This is a genomic window from Streptomyces sp. B3I8 (assembly GCF_030816915.1).
Lineage (GTDB): Bacteria > Actinomycetota > Actinomycetes > Streptomycetales > Streptomycetaceae > Streptomyces.
The window spans coordinates 3,284,935-3,304,751 of record NZ_JAUSYN010000002.1 but is presented as its reverse complement, the minus strand read 5'-3'; the positions used below and the strand labels follow the sequence as shown (position 1 = coordinate 3,304,751).

General features: G+C 70.5%; 24 protein-coding genes. 13 read left to right on the top strand and 11 right to left on the bottom strand.

Translation table 11 applies throughout. The features are described from left to right. Positions 1 to 41: 41 nt before the first annotated feature. The 6 genes from QFZ64_RS16760 to QFZ64_RS16735 all read right to left on the bottom strand — a co-directional run bounded on the left by QFZ64_RS16760 (position 42) and on the right by QFZ64_RS16735 (position 7,568). Complete coding sequence (locus QFZ64_RS16760) at positions 42 to 1,643, bottom strand: type IV secretory system conjugative DNA transfer family protein (RefSeq protein WP_307066572.1); 1,602 nt, start codon at positions 1,641 to 1,643, stop codon at positions 42 to 44. A gap of 90 nt (positions 1,644 to 1,733) precedes the next feature. Next, on the bottom strand, positions 1,734 to 3,167 hold the full coding sequence (locus QFZ64_RS16755) for an ATP-binding protein (RefSeq protein ID WP_307066570.1): 1,434 nt from the start codon (positions 3,165 to 3,167) through the stop codon (positions 1,734 to 1,736). A gap of 9 nt (positions 3,168 to 3,176) precedes the next feature. Beyond that, positions 3,177 to 4,736 (bottom strand): SCO6880 family protein, encoded by a 1,560-nt coding sequence (locus QFZ64_RS16750; protein WP_307066568.1) that lies wholly within the window; start codon positions 4,734 to 4,736, stop codon positions 3,177 to 3,179. Next, entirely contained in the window at positions 4,733 to 6,076 is a 1,344-nt protein-coding gene (locus QFZ64_RS16745; protein WP_307066566.1) for a hypothetical protein, read from the bottom strand. The genes QFZ64_RS16750 and QFZ64_RS16745 overlap by 4 nt, the downstream gene beginning before the upstream one ends. Next, the gene (locus QFZ64_RS16740) at positions 6,066 to 6,953 is read right to left on the bottom strand and encodes a hypothetical protein (RefSeq protein WP_307071733.1); all 888 of its coding nucleotides are present in this window, start codon (positions 6,951 to 6,953) and stop codon (positions 6,066 to 6,068) included. Before QFZ64_RS16740 ends, QFZ64_RS16745 begins: the two co-directional genes overlap by 11 nt. 306 nt (positions 6,954 to 7,259) lie before the next feature. After that, positions 7,260 to 7,568, bottom strand: a complete 309-nt coding sequence (locus QFZ64_RS16735) for a hypothetical protein (protein ID WP_006138299.1) — start codon at positions 7,566 to 7,568, stop codon at positions 7,260 to 7,262. Positions 7,569 to 8,294: 726 nt separating this feature from the next. On the opposite strand from QFZ64_RS16735, the gene QFZ64_RS16730 reads away from it, so the two are divergent. From QFZ64_RS16730 to QFZ64_RS16710, 5 genes are all read left to right on the top strand, one after another. Then, a complete protein-coding gene (locus QFZ64_RS16730; protein WP_307066564.1) occupies positions 8,295 to 8,627 on the top strand; it encodes a hypothetical protein in 333 nt (110 codons plus the stop codon). A 71-nt stretch (positions 8,628 to 8,698) separates the two neighbouring features. Then, complete coding sequence (locus QFZ64_RS16725) at positions 8,699 to 9,010, top strand: pore-forming ESAT-6 family protein (RefSeq protein WP_307066562.1); 312 nt, start codon at positions 8,699 to 8,701, stop codon at positions 9,008 to 9,010. A 141-nt stretch (positions 9,011 to 9,151) separates the two neighbouring features. Continuing rightward, the gene (locus QFZ64_RS16720; protein WP_307066560.1) at positions 9,152 to 9,544 is read left to right on the top strand and encodes a DUF6507 family protein; all 393 of its coding nucleotides are present in this window, start codon (positions 9,152 to 9,154) and stop codon (positions 9,542 to 9,544) included. Positions 9,545 to 9,657: 113 nt separating this feature from the next. Next, positions 9,658 to 10,167, top strand: coding sequence for a hypothetical protein (locus tag QFZ64_RS16715; protein ID WP_307066557.1), 510 nt, complete (start codon positions 9,658 to 9,660; stop codon positions 10,165 to 10,167). Between the two features lie 258 nt (positions 10,168 to 10,425). Continuing rightward, entirely contained in the window at positions 10,426 to 10,812 is a 387-nt protein-coding gene (locus tag QFZ64_RS16710; RefSeq protein WP_307066555.1) for a peptidase inhibitor family I36 protein, read from the top strand. 89 nt (positions 10,813 to 10,901) lie between these two features. Here the strand turns inward: QFZ64_RS16710 and QFZ64_RS16705 are convergent, their stop codons facing one another. The 3 genes from QFZ64_RS16705 to QFZ64_RS16695 are packed head-to-tail and all read right to left on the bottom strand — an operon-like array spanning position 10,902 to position 12,209. Further along, on the bottom strand, positions 10,902 to 11,162 hold the full coding sequence (locus QFZ64_RS16705; RefSeq protein ID WP_307066553.1) for a DUF397 domain-containing protein: 261 nt from the start codon (positions 11,160 to 11,162) through the stop codon (positions 10,902 to 10,904). After that, entirely contained in the window at positions 11,155 to 11,352 is a 198-nt protein-coding gene (locus QFZ64_RS16700) for a DUF397 domain-containing protein (protein WP_307066551.1), read from the bottom strand. The genes QFZ64_RS16705 and QFZ64_RS16700 overlap by 8 nt, the downstream gene beginning before the upstream one ends. 11 nt (positions 11,353 to 11,363) lie before the next feature. Continuing rightward, on the bottom strand, positions 11,364 to 12,209 hold the full coding sequence (locus QFZ64_RS16695) for a helix-turn-helix transcriptional regulator (protein ID WP_307066549.1): 846 nt from the start codon (positions 12,207 to 12,209) through the stop codon (positions 11,364 to 11,366). 164 nt (positions 12,210 to 12,373) lie between these two features. On the opposite strand from QFZ64_RS16695, the gene QFZ64_RS16690 reads away from it, so the two are divergent. The 4 genes from QFZ64_RS16690 to QFZ64_RS16675 all read left to right on the top strand — a co-directional run bounded on the left by QFZ64_RS16690 (position 12,374) and on the right by QFZ64_RS16675 (position 15,874). Then, positions 12,374 to 12,814: an ATP-binding protein gene (locus QFZ64_RS16690; RefSeq protein ID WP_307066547.1), complete on the top strand. Its 441-nt coding sequence runs from the start codon at positions 12,374 to 12,376 to the stop codon at positions 12,812 to 12,814. Positions 12,815 to 12,845: 31 nt separating this feature from the next. Continuing rightward, the gene (locus QFZ64_RS16685; protein ID WP_307066545.1) at positions 12,846 to 13,745 is read left to right on the top strand and encodes a serine protease; all 900 of its coding nucleotides are present in this window, start codon (positions 12,846 to 12,848) and stop codon (positions 13,743 to 13,745) included. Between the two features lie 129 nt (positions 13,746 to 13,874). Further along, positions 13,875 to 14,819, top strand: a complete 945-nt coding sequence (locus tag QFZ64_RS16680; protein WP_307071732.1) for a bifunctional lytic transglycosylase/C40 family peptidase — start codon at positions 13,875 to 13,877, stop codon at positions 14,817 to 14,819. A 365-nt stretch (positions 14,820 to 15,184) separates the two neighbouring features. After that, positions 15,185 to 15,874, top strand: coding sequence for a phosphatase PAP2 family protein (locus QFZ64_RS16675; protein WP_307066543.1), 690 nt, complete (start codon positions 15,185 to 15,187; stop codon positions 15,872 to 15,874). 97 nt (positions 15,875 to 15,971) lie between these two features. Here QFZ64_RS16675 and QFZ64_RS16670 read toward each other — a convergent pair whose 3' ends face one another. Then, the gene (locus QFZ64_RS16670) at positions 15,972 to 16,136 is read right to left on the bottom strand and encodes a hypothetical protein (RefSeq protein WP_307066541.1); all 165 of its coding nucleotides are present in this window, start codon (positions 16,134 to 16,136) and stop codon (positions 15,972 to 15,974) included. A 114-nt stretch (positions 16,137 to 16,250) separates the two neighbouring features. Here QFZ64_RS16670 and QFZ64_RS16665 point away from each other — a divergent pair, with 114 nt between their 5' ends. Beyond that, positions 16,251 to 17,084, top strand: a complete 834-nt coding sequence (locus QFZ64_RS16665) for a hypothetical protein (RefSeq protein ID WP_307066539.1) — start codon at positions 16,251 to 16,253, stop codon at positions 17,082 to 17,084. A gap of 125 nt (positions 17,085 to 17,209) precedes the next feature. Continuing rightward, a complete protein-coding gene (locus tag QFZ64_RS16660) occupies positions 17,210 to 17,353 on the top strand; it encodes a hypothetical protein (protein ID WP_307071980.1) in 144 nt (47 codons plus the stop codon). Between the two features lie 91 nt (positions 17,354 to 17,444). Here QFZ64_RS16660 and QFZ64_RS16655 read toward each other — a convergent pair whose 3' ends face one another. Next, positions 17,445 to 17,816, bottom strand: coding sequence for a metal-sensitive transcriptional regulator (locus QFZ64_RS16655; protein ID WP_373430750.1), 372 nt, complete (start codon positions 17,814 to 17,816; stop codon positions 17,445 to 17,447). A 359-nt stretch (positions 17,817 to 18,175) separates the two neighbouring features. On the opposite strand from QFZ64_RS16655, the gene QFZ64_RS16650 reads away from it, so the two are divergent. Both QFZ64_RS16650 and QFZ64_RS16645 read left to right on the top strand, forming a co-directional pair. After that, complete coding sequence (locus QFZ64_RS16650) at positions 18,176 to 18,796, top strand: DUF47 domain-containing protein (protein WP_006139155.1); 621 nt, start codon at positions 18,176 to 18,178, stop codon at positions 18,794 to 18,796. A gap of 9 nt (positions 18,797 to 18,805) precedes the next feature. Further along, positions 18,806 to 19,804, top strand: a complete 999-nt coding sequence (locus QFZ64_RS16645; RefSeq protein ID WP_307066534.1) for an inorganic phosphate transporter — start codon at positions 18,806 to 18,808, stop codon at positions 19,802 to 19,804. Positions 19,805 to 19,817: the final 13 nt, after the last annotated feature.

Sequence of the window (19,817 nt, the reverse complement as noted above, 5' to 3'; positions counted from 1 at the left end):
GCAGGGCGCCACATCCTCTTCCGTACTTCAGGGACGAGCGGCTAGACGGGGAGCCGGTACTGCGGCCAGCGGGAGCGGAGCTGTTCCCGGGAGCGGAGCAGGGCCAGGGTGGGGAGCCCGCGGTCGGCCCCCGTGTCCAGGAGGTCCGGGAGCTGGGGGAGGGGGGCCACCGCCGCCACGTCCTCCAGGACGAGGGCAAGTGGTGGGTCGAGGCGACCGGCAGATGACCGTTCGGCCATGCGGCGGCCGCGCTCGACCACGTGTGAGACGAGGGCCGTCAGCAGGGGCATCGCGCCGGGACGCTGCCTGGGGTCCTCGATGGGTTCACCGACCACATAAAGCGTTCCCCCTTCGTTGACGAAGGAATCCAAGGCGAGGGTGTCATTTCGGTTGGGAGTGCAGGCCTCGCGGATATTGACGGTGAAGAGTGAGGACAGTGCGCGAGCCGTCAACTCCTGTGCCATGTCACGGCGGTCGGGGTGCGAGGTGAGGGTCGCCTCCAGTTCGCCCGCCGTGCCGGGGGACGCCTTGGGACTGGTGCGCAGGACCCGTACGGCCTCCTGGACGCCGGTGCCCTGGGCCCAGCGGTGGAGGTGGCGGACGGCGCGGCCGTCCACGGCGGCGGCGTGCAGACAGCAGCGCAACAGGGTCTCGGCGGTGTCCGCGAGGGCCTGGTCGATCCTGGCGGTGGGGCGGACCGGGGCGAGGAGCGCCTCCGCGCGGGCCCGCGCCGTCGCCTTGTCCTCGCAGCCGGCCGAGGGGGACCAGTGGAGGCGGGCCGGGGTCTCGCACAGGTGCGAGGGGTCGTAGAGGAGGACGGGGCCCAGCTTGGCGCGGGCGTCCTTGGTCTCCGCCCACAGTGAGGGGTCGGAGGTGAGGACGACGGCGGGGCCCGCGGCGTCCCGTACGGCCTGCACGGCGGCGGGGCGCCGGGAGTCGGCGTGGCCGAGGAGGAGGGAGGGGTGTTCCCAGCCGCCGCTTCCCGTCGCGGCGGCCGTCTGCGCGCGCGTCGGCATCCCGTCGTCCACCGCGGGGCGCGGGGACGGTACGCCCTGCGTAGGGCTCCCGGGTGTCGGCGCGGCCTCGATCGGCGGGGTAGTCACGGGAGGAGTCGCGGCAGGGGCCACCGGAGGAGCCACCGGAAGGGCTACCACCGGGGCCGCCGGTTCCGGCCCCGTGGGCGCCGTCGTCGGCGCCGCCTGCGCGGGCTCCTGTGCCAGAGGTGCGCCCTGCGCCGCCGCCCGCCGCCGGGCCCGTACCGCTCGCGCTCTCGTCAGCGTGCCCATGATGAACACCGTCAGGACGAACAGGATCATGAGCTGGGCGATGAACAGGCCCCAGAACAGCCCGTATCCCGAGAGCTGGTCCGCCGGGGTGTCCGGCCATGCGCCCCTGAGGTCGTGCGGCTGCCCCATCAGGTGGCGCATCGCCGACGGGGTGCGGGAGAACGTGACGGCGTGCGGCCAGCCGCCGGCGGCGAACAGGCCGGACAGGCCCGTGGCCGTCCACACCAGCAGCGTCGTGCCGAGCAGGAACAGCAGCAGCCCTATGAGCAGGCCGTCCGGGATGCCGCCCCGGCCGCCGCCCGGTGTTACGTCGTCGTGCTGTCCGCCCGCCTGGTGACCGCGGTCCTCCGGTCTCATGTCGGGTCCATGCCTCCCCGCTGTTCCCGCACCCATGCCCATGCCCGCGCCCAGCTCGCGCCCGGCGCAGCCTGCGCTGCTCACCCTCTTTTACGCCACGGTCGACTCCGAGGACCCGTCCAGGCCGCTCAGTTCGCCCAGATGGTGCTCCATGAAGGCCGCGGCCCGCTCCTCCGCCTCCAGTTCGGCGGCGCGCAGGGCGTCGTCCTCCGGGCGGTCGAAGGAGGACTCGGTCATCGCGCGGTCGGTGAAGACGAGCGGGCGTTCGGTCTCGGTGATCAGGTGCTTGACGACCTGGACGTTGCCGTTGACGTCCCAGACCGCGATGCCGGGTGTCAGCGTGGGGATGATCTCCACCGCCCAGCGGGGCAGGCCGAGCACGCGTCCGGTCGCCCGTGCCTCGTCGGCCTTCTGGGCGTAGACGGTACGGGTCGAGGCCATCTTCAGGATGGCGGCGGCCTCCTTGGCCGCCGCGCCGTCGACGACGTCGGAGAGGTGGTGGACGACCGCCACGAAGGACAGGCCCAGCCGGCGGCCGAACTTGAGCAGGCGCTGGAAGAGCTGGGCGACGAACGGGCTGTTGATGATGTGCCAGGCCTCCTCGACCAGGAAGATGCGCTTCTTCCGGTCGGGGCGGATCCAGGTGTGTTCCAGCCAGACGCCGACGATCGCCATGAGGATGGGCATGGCGATGGAGTTGCGGTCGATGTGGGAGAGGTCGAAGACGATCAGCGGGGCGTCGAGGTCGATGCCGACCGTGGTGGGGCCGTCGAACATGCCGCGCAGGTCGCCGTCGACCAGTCGGTCCAGGACCAGCGCGACGTCCAGGCCCCAGGCCCGTACGTCGTCCAGGGCGACGTTCATCGCCTCCGCCGACTCGGGCTCCGGGTGGCGGAGTTGCTCCACGATGTCGGTGAGGACCGGCTGGCGCTCGACGACCGTCTCGTTGACGTACGCGTGGGCGACCTTCAGGGCGAAGCCGGAGCGCTCGTCGAGTCCGTGGCCCATGGCGACCTCGATGATGGTGCGCAGCAGGGCGAGCTGGCCGGTGGTGGTGATGGACGGGTCCAGCGGGTTGAGCCGGATGCCGTGGTTCAGGGCCGCCGTGGGGTCGAGGCGGATCGGCGTTATGCCGAGCTCCTCGGCGATGAGGTTCCACTCGCCGACGCCGTCCTCGCCCTGGGCGTCCAGGACGACGACCTGGCGGTCGCGAAAGCGGAGCTGGCGCAGCACGTACGTCTTCTCCAGTGCCGACTTGCCGTTGCCGGACTCCCCGAGGACCAGCCAGTGGGGCGCGGGGAGCTGCTGGCCGTAGAGCTGGAAGGGGTCGTAGATGTACCCCTTCCCGGAGTACACCTCACGGCCGATGATCACACCGGAGTCGCCGAGGCCGGGGGCGGCGGTCGGCAGGTAGACGGCCTGGGCCTGGCCCGTGGAGGTGCGGACCGGGAGCCGGGTGGTCTCGACCTTGCCGAAGAGGAAGGACGTGAAGGCTTCGGTGAGGATGGACAGCGGGTCCCGCATGGGGCAGCCCTACCTTCGGATGCCGGTGGCGAACGGAAGAGTGTTCACGAAGGCGCGATGGTGCTCGCGGTCGCACCACTCCAGCTTCAGGTACGACTTTCCGGCCGAGGCGCGGATGGTCCGCTTGTCGCGGGCCAGCGCCTCGGGGTTGCGTGAGGAGACGGTGATCCAGCCGACCAGGTTGACGCCGGCCGCGCCGCTGGCGAGGTCCTCGCCGCGCTGGTCGAGGCGGTTGTCGGCGGCCATGTCGCGTGGGTCGACGGTGCGGTTCATCTTGGCGGCGCGGCTGGCCTCGGCGGCGTCGTTCGTCTTCTCGGTCAGCATGCGCTCGATGGCGATCTCGGTGGGTTCGAGGTCCATCGTGACGGCGACGGTGCGGATCACGTCCGGGGTGTGGACGAGCAGCGGCGCCAGGAAGTTCACGCCGACCGGGGTCATCGGCCACTCCTTGACCCAGGCGGTGGCGTGGCACCAGGGCTCGCGGGTGGTGGACTCGCGGGTCTTGGCCTGGAGGAACGTGGGCTCCATGGCGTCCAGTTCGGCCGGCCAGGCGTTGCGCCTGGTCATCGCCTGGATGTGGTCGATGGGGTGGTCCGGGTCGTACATGGAGTGGATCAGGGAGGCGAGCCGGCCCTGGCCGAGCGGCTGGCGGACCCGGATGTCGGCCTCCTGGAGGCGCGAGCAGATGTCGGTGAGCTCGCGGGCCATGACGACGGCGAGCCCGGCGTCGCGGTCCACCTTCCGGCCGTGCTGGGTGCGGGCGGCGCGCGCCATCGCGTTGGCCTCGGCGGCCAGTTCGCGGTTGAAGTGCATGCAGGCGACGAGGTAGGCGCGGTGCTGCTCGCTGCTGGTGGACACCATGGACTGCAGTTCGTCGTACGAGCGCTGCAGCCAGCCCGGGGAGCGCTCGTCGCCGCGGACGGAGACGTCCTTGGCGTGGGCGTCGGGGTCGGCGGGCAGGGTGCGGGCGAGCATCTGCAGGCGGCTGACGAAGCCGTCGCCGTTGGCCACGTGCTTGAGGAGCGTGCCGAAGCGGTCGACGAGGGCTTCCTGGTCCTCGCTGTCGCGCAGGCCGACGCCGGGGCCCTCGATCTCGATGGCGGCGGTGACCGTGCGCCGGTCGGCGTGCAGGAGGACGGCGATCTCGTCGGGGCCGAAGGGGGCGGCGAGCCAGGAGATGCGGCCGATGCCGGGCGGCGGACCGATCTCGACCTCGCGGCCGTCGAGCCGGGTGCCGGCCTCCATGGCGACGCTGCGGTAGGTGGGGTTCCGCTTGACCGTGCGCTTGAAGCTGCGGTTGATCTCGAACCACTTGTAGAACGTGCGGCGCCGGTAGGGCACGTAGACGGCGGCGAGCGCGAGCATCGGGAAGCCCATCAGGAGCACGATGCGCAGGGAGAGCGTGGGGACGAGGAGCCCGCACATCATGCCGAGGAACGCGCCGGCGACGATCAGGGCGATCTCGCCCGTCTCGCGGTTGCGTCCGATGATCGCGTTCGGCCGGGCCCGGCCGATCAGGTACGTCCGGCGGGGCGCGATCGTGTGCGACAGGTGGGACTCGGTCGTCAACGCCCTTCACCTCCCGTGCTCTTGGTGCCGCTGTTGCGGGTGTTGCTGGCGTGTGGCGTATTGACGGGGCTCGTGCGTGGCGCGGGCGCGGGGGAGGGGACTGCTCCCCCGCCTGCGTTCCCCGTACGAGAGCTGTGGGCGGCGACGCCGCCGGAGGCGGGGTTGGAGGGGCGGGCGCCGCCGGACGCGGAGCCGCCGCCCCCGCCGTTGTCGGCGCGGGTGCTGTGGGCCTTGATGCCCTGGGCGACGAAGGTGGCCGGCGAGCTGATGACGGCCGCGGCCTTGTTCTCGGCGCCCTGCATCATGCGGTTGTTGCGGCCGGCGGCGATCTCGTCGCCGAAGCCGGGCACGAAGCGGTAGATCATGGCGCTGGCGAAGATGGCCAGCAGGATGATGGCGAGCCCGGAGACGACCGCGGAGAAGGAGTTCGGGCCGTCGTCGGAGGAGAGCGCGCCCGCGAGCCCCAGGACGATGACGATGACGGGCTTCACCAGGATCACCGCGATCATGATGCCCGCCCAGCGGCGTACGTGGCTCCACAGGTTCTTGTCGACGAGGCCGGCGTAGACGACCGTGCCGAGCAGGGCGCCGACGTAGAGCAGGGCGGCGCGGATGACCAGCTCCAGCCAGAGCACGCCGGCGGCCAGGATCGACACCAGGGACACCACGATCAGCATGATCGGGCCGCCGCCGATGTTCTCCTGCTTGTCGAGGGCGCCGGAGAACGTGCCGAAGAAGGTGTCCGTCTGGTCGCCGGTGGTCTTGGCGAGGACGTCGGTGACGCCGTCGGTGGCGGAGACGACGGTGTAGAGGATCAGCGGGGTGAAGGCGGAGGCCAGCACCGTCAGCCACAGGAACCCGATGGCCTCGCCGATCGCCGTGCCGAGCGGCACGCCGCGGACGGCGCGCTTGGCGACGGCGAGCAGCCACAGCACAAGGGTGAGGATCGTGGAGGCGGCGAAGACGACGGCGTACTGCTGCAGGAACTTGGTGTTGGTGAAGTCGACGGTGGCGGTGTCCTTGACGGCCTCGGACAGCTTGTCGACGGTCCAGGAGGCGGCGTCGGCACAGCCGCGGGCGAGGGAGGAGAGGGGGTCGAGGGTGTCGCTGACGCCGGGGGAGTTGGAGGAGCCGGAGCCGCTCTTCTCGTTCCCGCGCTGGCAGTAGTCGCCGGCCTGTCCGACGATGGCGCCGCAGTCCTGTTTGCTCGACGATTCCGTGGGCGACGGGGAGGTGGAGGGGCCGGGGTCGGCGAAGGCGCGCGTGGCCAGCAGGACGGCGCCGGTCTGGACCGCGGTGACGACCGCCGCCAGGCTGAGTACGCGGTGCTTACCGGGCATAAGTGAAGCCTCCGTACTCCTCGACGGCCTTGCTGATCTCGTCGGAGGCGGCGGCCTTGTCGTCACCCGGGACCGGGGTGGGGCCGTCCTTCTGCGAGTCCGAGACGATCTTCCAGTCCCCGTCGGTCCACCGCAGATCGAAGGTCCACGTCGACCACGAAGAGGTCACGGGGTCGGTGGAGCCTGCACCGGCCATGCCGAGGAGGCCCATGTACCAGACGGAGATGCTGGCGGTGTCGTTCGTGTAGTCCTTGACCTTGCTGCCCACGGGCACGGTGCGGGAGACGAAGGTGCTGCCCGAGGGTGGGCTGCCGTCGGGCTTCAGGCCCAGCCGGTCGAGGAAGCTCGGGGAGTACGCGTCGTCCATGACGCCCTGGAGCTTGCCCGCGGCCGCCTTCGTGTAGACCGTGTCGACGATGACGTGCCGGGTGTCCTTGTTGAACATGCCGGTGCCGCCCATCGCCACGGCGTAGTTCGTCGCCGCGCTCTGCGCGCCCTGTTGGTCGTGGGCGTAGCCGGTGGGGATGCCGGAGGTTCTCGTGCCGACCGGGCGTTTGCCCGTGGCCGATGTCGGGGCCGATGCGGCCTTGCCGCCCGACCGGGCGCCGTCCGACGACGAGCCGCCGTCTTTGCCTCCGCTGCCCCCGCGGTTCGCGAAGGCGATGGCGGCGATCAGCACGACGACGACGGCGACGACCGTCACCATGCTCCGCGAGGCACCTCCGCGGCCGCGCCGCGCGCCCCCGTAGACGTCGCCGGGGCGATCCGGAAGCCGTGTGCGGGTCTGCCCCGTGCCTCCGTAGCCGCCGTCGCCGTATCCCCCGTCGCCGCCTCGTGAGGAGGCGTCACCGTATCCGCGCTCGTCACCGGGACTCATGCCGCCCACGCCCCCTCCGACCTCGACCTCGTCCTCGACCATGCCCTTGTGCCGGTACTCGCACTCGTGCCGGAGCACTTCGCGCCGGCCCGCTCCGGTTCCGCCGACCGTGTACCGGCGGAGCGCGCCGGGGTACGACGGTAGCCGCGCTGCCCCTCGGGGGAGTGCGGTGCGACGGCTCGATGGTGACTGGACATCAGGTAAGCGGAACCTCAACCGGTGGGGCGCGAAAGGCGGACGGGTCGACGGGGCCGGGAGTGCGCCCGGCGGGGACCGACGGGGTGCCGGACGGCCGCCGTCGGCGTGCTAGACGGCCATGCCGTACACGATCGTGAACACTGTGCCGAGCGAGCCGATGATGAAGACCCCGGTCAGGCCGGCGACGATCAGGCCCTTGCCCTGTTCCGCGCTGAACGTGTCGCGCAGGGCCGTTGCGCCGATGCGCTGCTTGGCCGCGCCCCAGATGGCGATGGCGAGGCAGAGCAGAATGGCGACGGCCATGACGACCTCGACCATCACGCGGGCCTCGTTGCCGAGACTGCCGAACGGACCCCAGTCTGGGGCGATTCCGCCGATGATGGTGTTGATGTCGCCTTTTTCGGCCGCGAAAAGCATGTAAGTCACCGCCCCTGTCGGGTAGTTCTCCGAACCTGTGCACCTCTGTCTTACCGCACGGAGGCCAGGCTCATTCTCGCTGACAATGCCGCTGTCGTATGTCGACTTGGCGTCATTGATTGGCGAGTTTCGTCTGTTCTCTTGTCTTCCGGACCGCCGGGCGTCTCCTGGGGGACTCGGGGCGGCGTGCGGGGAATCGTATGGTCACTCTGTGTATCACGGCGGATTACGCCGGGCAATGACATGATGGCGGAACCTGTGCCGTGGTCCGGTCGTTAGCCCCTTTACGCCCCTGAGGCCCCGTCACGTCGACGGTGTGCGCCGCCGCGACCCGAGCCCCTCCTCGACGGCCCGGATGAGGCCGCCGCGCGACGGTGCGACCCCCGCGCGCCGTCCCGCCGGGGACTGACGTGCCGTCGGTTGACGGCTCGGCAGTTCGCCGGGGCGGTGCATCACCCGTCCGAATGAAGGTTAACGCCGTTGGAGGACGGTCGGGTGGGGAGGCGGGGGCGCGGGGGGCACGGGTGGCCGACGGGAGGGTGGCCGGGCCTCCTTCGTTGCCCGTGTCGCGGACTGTTGTGTTTGCTGTGGCAAGCCTGTTACGTAGCTCGGTTGCGCGAGTTGAGCTGCCTGGGGAACAGTGGTACGGGAGTCAGGCGTAAGGCAGACGTAAGAACGCACGAACGCAGGACGCAGAGAGTCGGAACAGTCAGGGGGATCGATCGCATGAAGTTCGACATGGGTGCCCAGACCCTGCAGACGCTGATGCGGGACTCGCGCGGGTCGGGTGACGACCTGGGCACGCTGATCCGTCAGCTCGTGCAGGCCGCGCAGCCGCTGGAGGGCAAGTTCAACGGTGGGGGCCGGGTGGCCTTCGACCGGTTCAAGGCGCGGGCCGATTCGATCACGACCGACCTGAACGCCTCGCTGTCGGCGATCCTCGGCGGGCAGTCGGGCATGGAGTCGGCCTTCGGATCCGGAGACCAGGAGCAGGGCGACAACGCGAAGCAGCAGATGTCGGCGGCCAATTTCGACGGGGCGCGGTTCGGCGCCCGCTAGGGGCGTTCGGGGCCCGCCACGGGTCGCTGCGCGGGCAGGGCTGAATTTCTTCTCACGGGGAGTGGTGTGTGATGGCGCAGGGAATGGATCGTCGCTCGTACGACACGGGTGCGTCGGGTGACACGCAGATCAACATCCAGGCGGTCGTGGGCCGGCTGGAAGAGGTCATCGCGGCGCGCGACCGGCAGGTCAAGGCGGCGATGTCGGACTTCACCGCGGACGGCGTGGCGGACGAGTACCACGGCAAGGAGCAGCGGTGGAACCGGGCCTCGCAGGAGGTCAAGAACATCATCACGCTGGTGAAGACGACGCTGGAGAAGAACGACGGCACCGCGCAGTCGACGCTCTCGCGGGCCAAGTCGGCGGTCGACAACATCGGCTGACACCGGGCCGGTGGCCGGTGGCCGGTCACCGACGGTGTGTGAGAGACAGGCAGGAGCGGCGGCGCCGGGGCCGGTACGACGGCAAGGGGCCCCGGCGCCGGAACGGGACATGGACGGACTGACGAGCACGGGGGTGCGCACGTGTCGGGCTGGGATCTGAAGCCGCAGGGCATTTCGAGCGTGTTGAAGACGACCGGCGAGACGGCGTCGAACATCGAGAAGCACGCGAAGTCGTACGGGACACATCTGACGTCCGCGGCGACCAACGCCGGCACGATCTCCGCCGAGGGCGGGGGGCAGGGCGGCGAGAAGGCCCAGGGCGGCCTGGTCGCGCTGGCCCTGTCGCAGTACGCGGAGCACGCGACGACGGACCTCAAGTTCATCGCGGCCCGGGCGGGCAAGTCCCTGCAGGGCGCGGTCGACGCGACGACGGCCTATCTCAACGGTGACGAGGAGATGGCGGCCGAGGCGCAGCACAAGGCCCTGTCGGCGCCCGACCTCGACCCGAAGACGCCCGGGGTGCAGACCGGGTGATCGGCCCCGCGAAGATCCCGCAGTAAACGGGTCGTCCGGAAGAGCTGGAGCCGAGCCGAACCGTTCTGGCGCGGCTGCGCGGAATCGACTGGGGTGACGATGCCGCCGCGTACGTGCACGCCAACTCCCGGGCGTTGCTGATGCGGGAGTATCTGCGGCGTGCCGCCGAGTGGGCTCAGGTGCTCGGGGAGCGGGAGGGGTGGCCCTTCTCCGACCTCGCGGAGCGCGTTGCGCCCGGCGTCGAGCGCGCGCCCGAGGACGAGAGCGAACGGGACGAGGTGCGGGTGGAGGCTCGCCCCGGCCTCGCCGCCCCTCCTCACCCGCACGCCCTCCACCCTGGACGCGCCCGACGGCGAGGGCGCCGCCACCTCTTACGCCGAGGTCGAAGAAGGACGGCCACGCGAACGTCCGCGTGGCCTCGTCCGGCGGCGCACCGACGACGACGCGACGTTCGGCGAGCGTTCACGCGCGACCTCCGCCGGGAGCCCACGGAGTACCTGCGGCTGGTCGGTCTCGGCCACAACGAGGTCGACCACGTCGAGATCACGGCGGCCGACGCGGCCCGCTTCACCGAGGACGCGACGCGGCGGCCGGGCCCGCCGCGGCCCTCCCACGAGCGCTGACTTCCGCCGCGCGCACAACGGCGCACCGGGTAGCGGGCCTACCACACCGCACACGCTCTGGCGCTCCGGCAATCGGGTGAATCGGCAGGAGAACGCGCCAAGCGGACGTATGGATGCGAACCATACTGACGGCGTCCCGCAGGCCGACCACCCGTGCCCTCGGCGCGCCGTGCCTCTGCCTGCTCTCGAACGGTTCTGCTCAGCCGGTCCGGAGCGGCGTGACCGCTCCCGCCGGCGACGAGGAACAGGAGCTGTGCCATGCGTCGCACCCGTATCCGCTCGTTCGCCGTGGCCGCGGTGGCCCTGGTCGCCGCCCTCGGCGCCGTACCCACCGCGTCCGCGGCCCCAGGCGCCTCCGGCAGCCGGGCCGCCTACCGCTGCACCCCCGGATACTTCTGCATCTACAGCGACTGGAACGGCGGGGGCACCCGCTGTCAGTGGTCGCAGGCCAGGAAGGCCAACACCGCCGACGACTGTTCCTTCATCCAGCGTGGGAGCAACGTGCGTTCGGTGAGGAACAACACCGGGCACCGCGTGCAGTACTACACGCGCACGAACTACCACGGCCGCGTCGGCTCCACCCCGTCCCAGGCGGGCGGCAACCTCCAGGGCAGCTACCAGATCCGTTCCTTCAAGCCCCAGTAGAGCCGGACTCGGGGTTCGGTTCGTGACGTCAGGGCCGTCGGTCGTCTCGCCCACGGTCCTGACGTCACCGTCGTCCGGACGTGCGGCCCCTATGGCCCCTCCACGCCCTCCACTCCCTCCACGAAGTGGTCGAACTCGCCCGCCTGGACGCCGAGTACGAACGCCTCCCACTTGCGGCGGTTCGTCGTGACGACGGTGTCCGGGGCGCTGGTCTCGCGGAGGTAGACGGGGGCCTCGGGGTCGCCCTCCGCGTATCCCTCGCCGTACGCGATCTCGATCCAGGGCCCGGGCCCGGGGTCGTCCGGCGGCGCGGCCCGCTCCCAGACCAGGCCGGAGGGTACGTCAGACATCCGTTTTCTCCCTCGACTTCAGGGTCCGCAGGAGGGCGCCGAAGGCGGCGCCGGGTGCGGCGACGACGGTTCCCGCGGGGTCCCCGCTCTCGGTCACGAGGACGACCCCGGCGGGGTCCACGGCGGCAACGTGCACGCAGGAGTTGCCCTCCGGGCAGTACGAGGACTTCTGCCAGGTCGGTATCGGCATTCCGGGCTCCTTCACAGGGTCTTGAGGATGGTGTGGATGAACGTCGACGACTGCTCCCGCGTGAGGGCCGCGGCCTCCATCCGGTCGAGCAGTACGCGGTACTTGTTCAGCTGTGCCTCGGCGTCGAGGAAGACCGGGCCGTGCGACTGGTCGAGGTTGACGGTGTCGAGTTGTGGCACGGGTCCCTCGGCGTAGTAGATCGACTGGCCCGAGCCGGGGAAGGTGTTCGCGTCGAAGGGGATGACCTGGATGCGGATGTGGTCGCGCTCGTTCATGTCCAGCAGGTGCTTGAGCTGCGCCCGGCTGATGTCGGCGCCGCCGAACCGCATGCGCAGGGCGGCCTCGTGGATGATCACCTGGTGCGGGGTCGGGTCGTCGCGGAAGAGGATGCCCTGACGCTTGACCCGGAACGAGACCCGGTGCTCCACGTCCGGCGGCGGCAGCTCCGGCACCGCCTGACGGAAGATCTCCCGGGCGTACTCCGTCGTCTGGAAGAGGCCGGGGACGTGCACCGTGACGGCGGTGCGCAGGCGCGTGGCGTAGTGCTCCAGTTCCGCCAGGTTCAGCATCCCGGTGGGGAGGATCTCGCGGTACTCCTCCCACCAGCCGCGCCTGCGGTCGGGGGTCATCGTGGCGAGAGCCTCGACGAGGGCCTTGTCCGAGCAGTCGTAGTGGCAGGCGATGGTGCGCAGGCGGTCGGGGCTCACCCCGTGCCGCGCGGCCTCCATGTTGCTGACCTGGTTCTGCTTGATGCCCAGGAGCTGGGCGGCCTGCGTGGAGGTGAGGCCGGCGCGCTCCCGGAGCTTGCGCAGTTCGGCGCCCAACCGCAGTTGACGCACGGTGGGTGTGCTTCTCATGGTCAACGTTCGTCCCCTCCGGCTCCCACGTGTCACTCACATGCATGAAAGCTAAAGCCCTTTGGGCTTTTAGGTCTAATAACTTAGAGGTTGCCGCTACCGTCATGCCGTGCGCGGGGAACCCTCCGCACCCCTCCCACTCCCCTCAGTGATCGGAGTCCTGCATGGCAACCGTAGCGCCGTCCTGGGCCTACACCCTCCATCTTCCGCATGATCCAAGGGCGCCCGGGATCGGGCGCAGCACGCTGCGGCGGGTGCTGGGCAGTTACGGGCTGGAGCCGCACACCCCGACCGCCGAGCTGCTGGCCGCCGAGTTGCTCGCCAACGCGCAGACGCACACGAAGGGGGAGTACGCCCTGCGCATCCGGTTCGACGGCATGCGCGGGCGGTTGCGGGTCGGGGTGTGGGACCGGAGTTCCGCCCTGCCGCCCGGCTTCGGCGGACGGGGCGCGGGCGTGCCGCCGGGAGCGGCGGACCCGTGCGCGGAGTCGGGGCGCGGCCTCCACCTCGTACGGGCGTGCGCCGACGACTACGGCGGCTACACCCTCCGCGAGCTCGGCTCCTCGCACGGCGGCAAGCTGCTGTGGGCCGAGTGCCGCGTGTGACCGACGGGCCCGGGGGTACTCCCCGGCTGACATGAAGCGCCCCCGACGCGCGCCGGGTGGCGGCCCTCGTCACCACGGCCGCCGCCCTCGCCGCTCCTGGTCGCGGCACCTGCTGCTCGGCTGTGCGGTGCTGCTCACCGGCACGTGCGTCAGCGTGGCCTCCGCCGACGAGGGGACCGGGCGCCCGCCCCTCGGGGTGACCCGCACCGCCCCGCCGTCGCCGCGCACCGCACGCGTCGGCGTCCTCCTCGACGGCGACGGCGACGACGACGGCGACAGCGGTGGCGGTGGCGGTGGCGGCCGGCATTTCTGTACCGCCTCCGTCGTGCACAGCCCCCGCCACGACCTGATCGTCACCGCCGCGCACTGCGTGGACGGCGGCGGGCCGCTGTGGTTCGCGCCGGGGTACCGGGACGGTGCGGCGCCCTACGGGGTGTGGAAGGTGCGGAACGTCCTCTACGACGACGCGTGGGCCGAGGGCGCGGACGAGGACCACGACCTCGCCTTCGCCGTGCTGGACACCCAGGACGCCGAGGACGGCGAGGACGGCGGCGGCCGGGGTGTGGAGGACGTGGTCGGGGCCGGCGCCTTTCCCACCGGGCCACCGCACGACGGGAGGGGCGGCGGCAGCGACGGCATAGGCATCGGCATCGGCGTCGGCGTCGTCACCGTCGTCGGGTATCCCGATGCCCGCGAGACCCCGATCGCCTGTACCGCCCGGCCCGTCGCTCTCGGCCTCACCCAGCAGCGCGTCGACTGCCCCGGCTTCACCGGCGGTACCAGCGGCAGCCCCTGGGTGGACCGGGCCGGGGAGGTCGTCGGCGTCATCGGTGGCCATGAGGAGGGCGGTGCCACCGCGGACGTGTCGTACAGCGTCGTCGTTGGGGAGGACGCGTGGCGGCTGTACCGCACCGCCATGGCGCAATTGTGATCATTCCCTCGGCGCCTTCCCGCCTCTAAACTGACGGGCGGTGGACTCCCGACCGGCGAGGGGCGGTTGACGGTGCGTAGGACATGGATCTGGGTCACCGTTGCCGCAGGCGGTGGCCTCGGCTTCGTGATGGCGCTCGTCGTCGGGGTCTACATGGTCGCCGGGAACATGGCCAACGGCGTCGGTGGCGGTGCCGTGGCGCTCGCGAAGGGTGCCGTACCGGGTGCGTACCAGGACCTCGTACAGAAGTACGGCAACACCTGCGCCGCCCTCAACCCGGCGCTGCTCGCCTCTCAGCTCTACCAGGAGAGCGGGTTCAACCCGAAGGCGCGGAGCGCGGCGGCGGCCGAGGGGATAGCCCAGTTCATCCCCAGCACCTGGGCCACCCACGGTGTCGACGGCAACGGGGACGGCCGGCGCGACGTCTGGGACCCCGCCGACGCGATCCCCTCCGCCGCCGCCTACGACTGCAAGCTCGCCGAGTACGTCAAGAGCGCCTCCGGCGACCCCACCCAGAACATGCTCGCCGCGTACAACGCGGGCCCCGACGCCGTGCTCCGCTACAACGGCGTGCCGCCGTACTCCGAGACGCGGAACTACGTCAAGACGATCACCACGCTCGCCGAGAGCTTCGCCGCGCCCGTGACGACGGTGGAGCCCAGCGAGCAGGCCGCGGCGGCCATCAACTACGCGCAGTCCAAGCTCGGGACGCCGTATCTGTGGGGCGGGAACGGAACGGCCGCGGAAGGTGGGCGGTTCGACTGCTCGGGGCTGACCAAGGCCGCGTACGCCAAGGTCGGCATCACCCTGCCGCGCGTCGCCAACGACCAGTACAACGCCGGGCCGCACCCCAAGCGGAGCGAACTCCGTCCCGGTGACCTCGTGTTCTTCTCCAACGATCCGACCAACTCCCGGGCCATCCACCACGTCGGCATCTACGTCGGCGGCGGATACATGATCGACGCGCCGAAAACCGGGGCGGTCATCCGGTTTGACCCGATGGACACCCCTGACTACTTCGGCGCCACCAGGGTCACCGAAGATGGCGCGAAAGCGCTCCCCAGCTCGGTGTGAAACAGCATCTCGGAGGGCATACGGCCGCTACCCGGACGGGGGACGCACGGGGGCCATCTGGCTTGATAGCGTCCCCCTTACGCATTGCCTGAGCTGCGGCGACGCATTTCTCTTCGATAACGTCTGCGTGATCATTCAGTGGAACGTGGAACGTTCCGAAGGACGGTGTGCGTTCCTGTTGACGTAGACAGCGGCAACCATCCCGTGCGAATCCCGCCGCCCACGAGCGGAGTCACGGAGACGGCCCGGCCGGTTCTACGACCACGGGGGTGGAACCGCGGCGACGCGTGTACGTGTGCGCAGGCGCACGCACGGCGGAACCGCACCGATGAGACTGGCAATGACGACGAAGGGGCCGCTGCACGATGGCTGGACTCGCCGAATCCTCCGGGACGAACCCCGACGTCGAACTGCTGTACGACATCAACGGCCTGGCCAAGGACGCCCCGCACGGGTTCGACCGGGTGATGGAGTTCATCGGGGAGTACGGGCTGCTGTTCGCCATGGTGCTGCTGGTGCTCTGGTGCTGGTGGGGCGTGCGCCGACGGGGCGGTGAGAACGCCGCGTCCTCCGTGGCCGCACTCGTGTGGGCGCCGCTCGCGGCGGGGATCGCGGTGCTGGTGAACGTGCCGATCCGGGGATTCGTGGAGCGGCCCCGGCCGTTCGTCGACCACGACGGCCTCGAGGTGCTCGTCGACGGCAAGGACGACTTCTCCTTCGTGAGCGACCACGCGACGCTCACCATGGCCGTCGCGGTCGGGCTGTTCGTCGCCAACCGGCGCTTCGGGCTCATCGGGATCGGGCTGGCGCTGCTGGAAGGGTTCTGCCGGGTCTACATGGGGGTGCACTACCCGACCGACGTCGTGGGCGGATTCGCGCTCGGCACGGCGGTGGCGCTGCTGCTGTCGCCGGTGGCGATGGCCCTGCTGACGCCGGTGGTGCGAGCGGTGGAGAAGTCGCCCCGGCTGGGATGGCTGGTACGGGACCGGCGGCGGGCGGGCATCGTCTCCGACGCGTCGGCCGAGGTCGCGGGGGAACGGGACCTGGCCGCGTAGGAGGCGCTTCGCCGTCGCCGTCGCCCCAGCTGCTCGCGTCGCTCCCGCTGTTCCCGTCGCGTCCGCCGGTCCGCCGGTCCGTCGTCTCCGTCGCCGCTCACCCGGCGCTGTGGTTCTCCGCGTCCGTTCTCGCCAGGCTTCTCGCCCTGCGCGCGGGGCCGCGCCAGCCGCAGGTGCAGTGGGCCGCGCAGAAGCGGCCCTGCTCGACCGTCGTCGTGCGGTGGAGCGAGGGCGAGGGCGGTTCGTGAATCTCTTCCGGCACGTCAACACGCTACCCACAGGGAGACCGGATTCCTCCGGCGCGTGACGGGTATCCGCGGCTCTCGTTAACCGGGCGACTGGAGGGACGGGACCGACCCGGCTGGGGGTAACGGCGATGGTGGCGCGGCGGCACTGGCGGACGAGCACGGCGGTCGTCCTGGCAGCTGCCGTGGTGGCCTGCGCGGGCGGCTGCTCGGGCAAGCGCGCCGGGGCGGCGGAGGCGGGCTCCGGCGGTGACACGGTCTCCGTGCTGCACAGGGCCGCCGACCGGCTCGCGCGGGCCGGCACCTCCAGGGCGCAGACCTCCATGGAGATGGCCACCGGCGGCACCCGCGTCACCATCCGGGGCGCCGGCGTCTACGACTACCGCGAGCGGCTCGGGCGGCTGAAGGTGCTGCTCCCGGAGGACCCCGCGGGCGCACGCGAGCACCGGCCCATCACCGAACTCCTCGCACCCGGGGCCCTGTTCATGAAGAACCGCGGGGCCGGGGTGCCCGCCGACAAATGGGTACGGGTCGACATCGGCACCCTGTCCGACGGCAACCTCGTCACCGGTGGCGTCACCGATCCCTACGCCGCGGCCGAGGTGCTGCGCGGGGCGCGCACGGCGACGTACGTCGGGCGGACCGAGGTCGCCGGCACCCCGGTGCGGCACTACCGGGGAACCGCCGACCTCGCGCTCGCGGCGCGCGACGCCTCCGGGGTGGACCGGGGGCCGTTCACGGCGGCGGCCAAGGGGTTCGCCACCGCCGAGGTGCCGTTCGACGTGTACCTCGACGACGAGGGACGCGTCCGCAAGATCCGGCACCGGTTCAGCTTCGTGGGCGGGCAGTCCAAGGACCCGGTGGCCGTCGCGTCGACGGCCCTGCTGTACGACTTCGGAGTGGACGTCGATGTCCGGCTGCCCCCGGGGGCCGACATCTACGACGGGAAAATTGCCGAAAAGTGACTGGCGCCACGGGGGTGAGCGCGAGAACTAGCCCTTCCGTGCCATGCGCGGGACGTGTGCCGCTCCCTACTCTTGGAGGTCGGTGACGGCAGGAAGAGGTGATGCGCGTGGCTCCGGTCGGTGGGATGGCGGTTCAGGACCACGTGGCTCTTGCCGAGATCGAGCTGTGCGGTGAGCTGATCATCGCGGCGTCCGCGGCGAGCGGGGAGCGGTTGCCCCTGGAGAGCATCGATCAGGTGCTGCGGGTGGGCGAGGAGAGCACGGACTGACGGGAGCGGGTCTCCGTCTCCGTCTCCGCTCCGTCGACGGTGTGCGCCGTGTGCGCCGTGTGCGACATGCGTGTCATGTGCGCTATGTGCGCTATGTGCGCAGGAGGCGTGCGATCGCCTTCGTGGCTTCTTCCACCCTCGTGTCGATTTCGTCACCGCCCTTGCGGGCCGCGTCCGCGACGCAGTGGCGCAGGTGCTCCTCCAGGAGCTGGAGCGCGAAGGACTGCAGGGCCTTCGTCGAGGCGGACACCTGGGTGAGTATGTCGATGCAGTAGACGTCCTCGTCGACCATCCGTTGCAGGCCTCTGACCTGGCCCTCGATGCGGCGCAGCCGCTTGAGGTGCTCTTCCCTCTGCTTGTGGTAGCCGTGGATGCCGCGGTCGTGGTCCGTGAGCGGGGCCGCGACCGCGGCCGGTGCCGTGGTGTCCGGAATCGTCGCGCCCGAAGGCGTCGTGTCCGGCATCGTCGTGGAGGGTGCGGCCGGGCCGGCCTCGGGGGGCGGGGTCGTCATGGCGTCCTCCTGGGAAGCGCGGAACGGCGAGCGATGGGGGCGGTCGGGGACGGTCGAGTCGGGGGTGCCGGGCATCGGATGCCGGGTGTCGGGCGTTTCGGGTGCGATGCGGGCATACCCCCCACCCGTATATGGTAGTGGACTTCGCGGGGTAGGGGATGCCCTGCCGGTACGCCCGGCCGTACTCGAGGACCCGCCCCGGTGCCGAACACCTTGTTCGATGGGCGACACTGGGGGCGGCCCGTTAGCCGTGGCCGGATGATGCGCCTAGCATCAGCCTGACCGAAACCGAAGCATCCCGAGGACCCCACGTGCGCTTTCGTCTGACCCCCAGGGAGACGAGCTTCTACGACATGTTCGCCGCGTCCGCGGACAACATCGTCACGGGCTCCAAGCTCCTCATGGAACTGCTCGGGGCGGACACCTCCGCCCGGGCCGAGATCGCAGAGCGTATGCGGGCCGCGGAACACGCCGGTGACGACGCGACGCACGCGATCTTCCACCAGCTGAACTCCTCGTTCATCACGCCCTTCGACCGTGAGGACATCTACAACCTCGCGTCGTCGCTGGACGACATCATGGACTTCATGGAGGAGGCCGTCGACCTGGTCGTTCTCTACAACGTGGAGGAACTGCCCAAGGGCGTCGAACAGCAGATCGAGGTGCTGGCGCGGGCGGCCGAACTGACCGCCGAGGCCATGCCGAACCTGCGGACCATGGACAACCTCACCGAGTACTGGATCGAGGTCAACCGCCTGGAGAACCAGGCCGACCAAATCCACCGCAAGCTGCTCGCCATGCTCTTCAACGGCAAGTACGAGGCCATCGAGGTGCTCAAGCTGAAGCAGATCGTGGACGTCCTGGAAGAGGCGGCCGACGCCTTCGAGCACGTGGCGAACACCGTGGAGACCATCGCGGTCAAGGAGTCCTGAGGCGCGTCCATGGACACCTTCGCTCTGATCGTGACCGTCGCGGTCGCGCTCTTCTTCACGTACACCAATGGTTTCCACGACTCGGCCAACGCGATCGCCACCTCCGTGTCGACACGGGCGCTGACCCCGCGTGCCGCGCTGGCGATGGCCGCCGTGATGAACCTCGCCGGCGCGTTCCTCGGATCCGGGGTCGCCAAGACGGTCAGTGAGGGACTGATCAACACGCCCGAGGGCTCCAAGGGGATGGGTATCCTCTTCGCCGCGCTCGTCGGCGCGATCTTCTGGAACCTCGTGACCTGGTACTACGGCCTGCCCTCATCGTCCTCGCACGCGCTGTTCGGCGGCATGGTCGGCGCGGCGCTGGCCGGTGGGATCAAGGTTTACTGGAACGGGGTGCTCGACAAGATCGTCATTCCGATGTTCCTGTCGCCGGTGGTCGGTCTGATCGTCGGATACCTGGTGATGACCGCGATCATGTGGATCTTCCGGCGGGCCAACCCGCACAAGGCCAAGCGCGGTTTCCGGATCGCCCAGACGGTCTCGGCGGCGGGCATGGCGCTCGGGCACGGTCTGCAGGACGCGCAGAAGACCATGGGCATCGTGATGATGGCGCTGGTCATCGCGGACGTCGAGGACTACGGCGACGCGATCCCGGTGTGGGTCAAACTCGTGTGCGCGGTGATGCTGTCGCTCGGCACGTACGCGGGTGGCTGGCGCATCATGCGGACGCTGGGGCGGAAGATCATCGAGCTGGATCCGCCGCAGGGGTTCGCGGCGGAGACGACGGGGGCGTCGATCATGTTCACGACGGCGTTCCTGTTCAAGGCGCCGATCTCCACGACGCATGTGATCACTTCGGCGATCATGGGTGTGGGGGCCACGCGGCGGGTGAACGCGGTGCGGTGGGGGGTCGCGAAGAACATCGTGCTGGGGTGGTTCATCACGATGCCGGCGGCGGGGGTTGTCGCCGCGGTGAGTTATTGGGTGGTTGACGTGGTGGTGCTGTAGCGCTCCGCTGGGT

Excerpts from the sequence above, each read along its gene's own strand:
- QFZ64_RS16665 (WP_307066539.1), top strand. The coding sequence starts at position 16,251 with ATGGTGGCGCGGCGGCACTGGCGGACGAGCACGGCGGTCGTCCTGGCA.
- QFZ64_RS16675 (WP_307066543.1), top strand. The coding sequence starts at position 15,185 with ATGGCTGGACTCGCCGAATCCTCCGGGACGAACCCCGACGTCGAACTG.
- QFZ64_RS16740 (WP_307071733.1), bottom strand. The coding sequence starts at position 6,953 with ATGAGTCCCGGTGACGAGCGCGGATACGGTGACGCCTCCTCACGAGGC.
- QFZ64_RS16730 (WP_307066564.1), top strand. The coding sequence starts at position 8,295 with ATGAAGTTCGACATGGGTGCCCAGACCCTGCAGACGCTGATGCGGGAC.
- QFZ64_RS16710 (WP_307066555.1), top strand. The coding sequence starts at position 10,426 with ATGCGTCGCACCCGTATCCGCTCGTTCGCCGTGGCCGCGGTGGCCCTG.
- QFZ64_RS16645 (WP_307066534.1), top strand. The coding sequence starts at position 18,806 with ATGGACACCTTCGCTCTGATCGTGACCGTCGCGGTCGCGCTCTTCTTC.
- QFZ64_RS16705 (WP_307066553.1), bottom strand. The coding sequence starts at position 11,162 with ATGTCTGACGTACCCTCCGGCCTGGTCTGGGAGCGGGCCGCGCCGCCG.
- QFZ64_RS16755 (WP_307066570.1), bottom strand. The coding sequence starts at position 3,167 with ATGCGGGACCCGCTGTCCATCCTCACCGAAGCCTTCACGTCCTTCCTC.
- QFZ64_RS16690 (WP_307066547.1), top strand. The coding sequence starts at position 12,374 with ATGGCAACCGTAGCGCCGTCCTGGGCCTACACCCTCCATCTTCCGCAT.
- QFZ64_RS16695 (WP_307066549.1), bottom strand. The coding sequence starts at position 12,209 with ATGAGAAGCACACCCACCGTGCGTCAACTGCGGTTGGGCGCCGAACTG.
- QFZ64_RS16680 (WP_307071732.1), top strand. The coding sequence starts at position 13,875 with ATGGCGCTCGTCGTCGGGGTCTACATGGTCGCCGGGAACATGGCCAAC.
- QFZ64_RS16685 (WP_307066545.1), top strand. The coding sequence starts at position 12,846 with ATGAAGCGCCCCCGACGCGCGCCGGGTGGCGGCCCTCGTCACCACGGC.
- QFZ64_RS16655 (WP_373430750.1), bottom strand. The coding sequence starts at position 17,816 with ATGCCGGACACGACGCCTTCGGGCGCGACGATTCCGGACACCACGGCA.
- QFZ64_RS16735 (WP_006138299.1), bottom strand. The coding sequence starts at position 7,568 with ATGCTTTTCGCGGCCGAAAAAGGCGACATCAACACCATCATCGGCGGA.
- QFZ64_RS16725 (WP_307066562.1), top strand. The coding sequence starts at position 8,699 with ATGGCGCAGGGAATGGATCGTCGCTCGTACGACACGGGTGCGTCGGGT.
- QFZ64_RS16745 (WP_307066566.1), bottom strand. The coding sequence starts at position 6,076 with ATGCCCGGTAAGCACCGCGTACTCAGCCTGGCGGCGGTCGTCACCGCG.
- QFZ64_RS16760 (WP_307066572.1), bottom strand. The coding sequence starts at position 1,643 with ATGAGACCGGAGGACCGCGGTCACCAGGCGGGCGGACAGCACGACGAC.
- QFZ64_RS16660 (WP_307071980.1), top strand. The coding sequence starts at position 17,210 with ATGGCGGTTCAGGACCACGTGGCTCTTGCCGAGATCGAGCTGTGCGGT.
- QFZ64_RS16700 (WP_307066551.1), bottom strand. The coding sequence starts at position 11,352 with ATGCCGATACCGACCTGGCAGAAGTCCTCGTACTGCCCGGAGGGCAAC.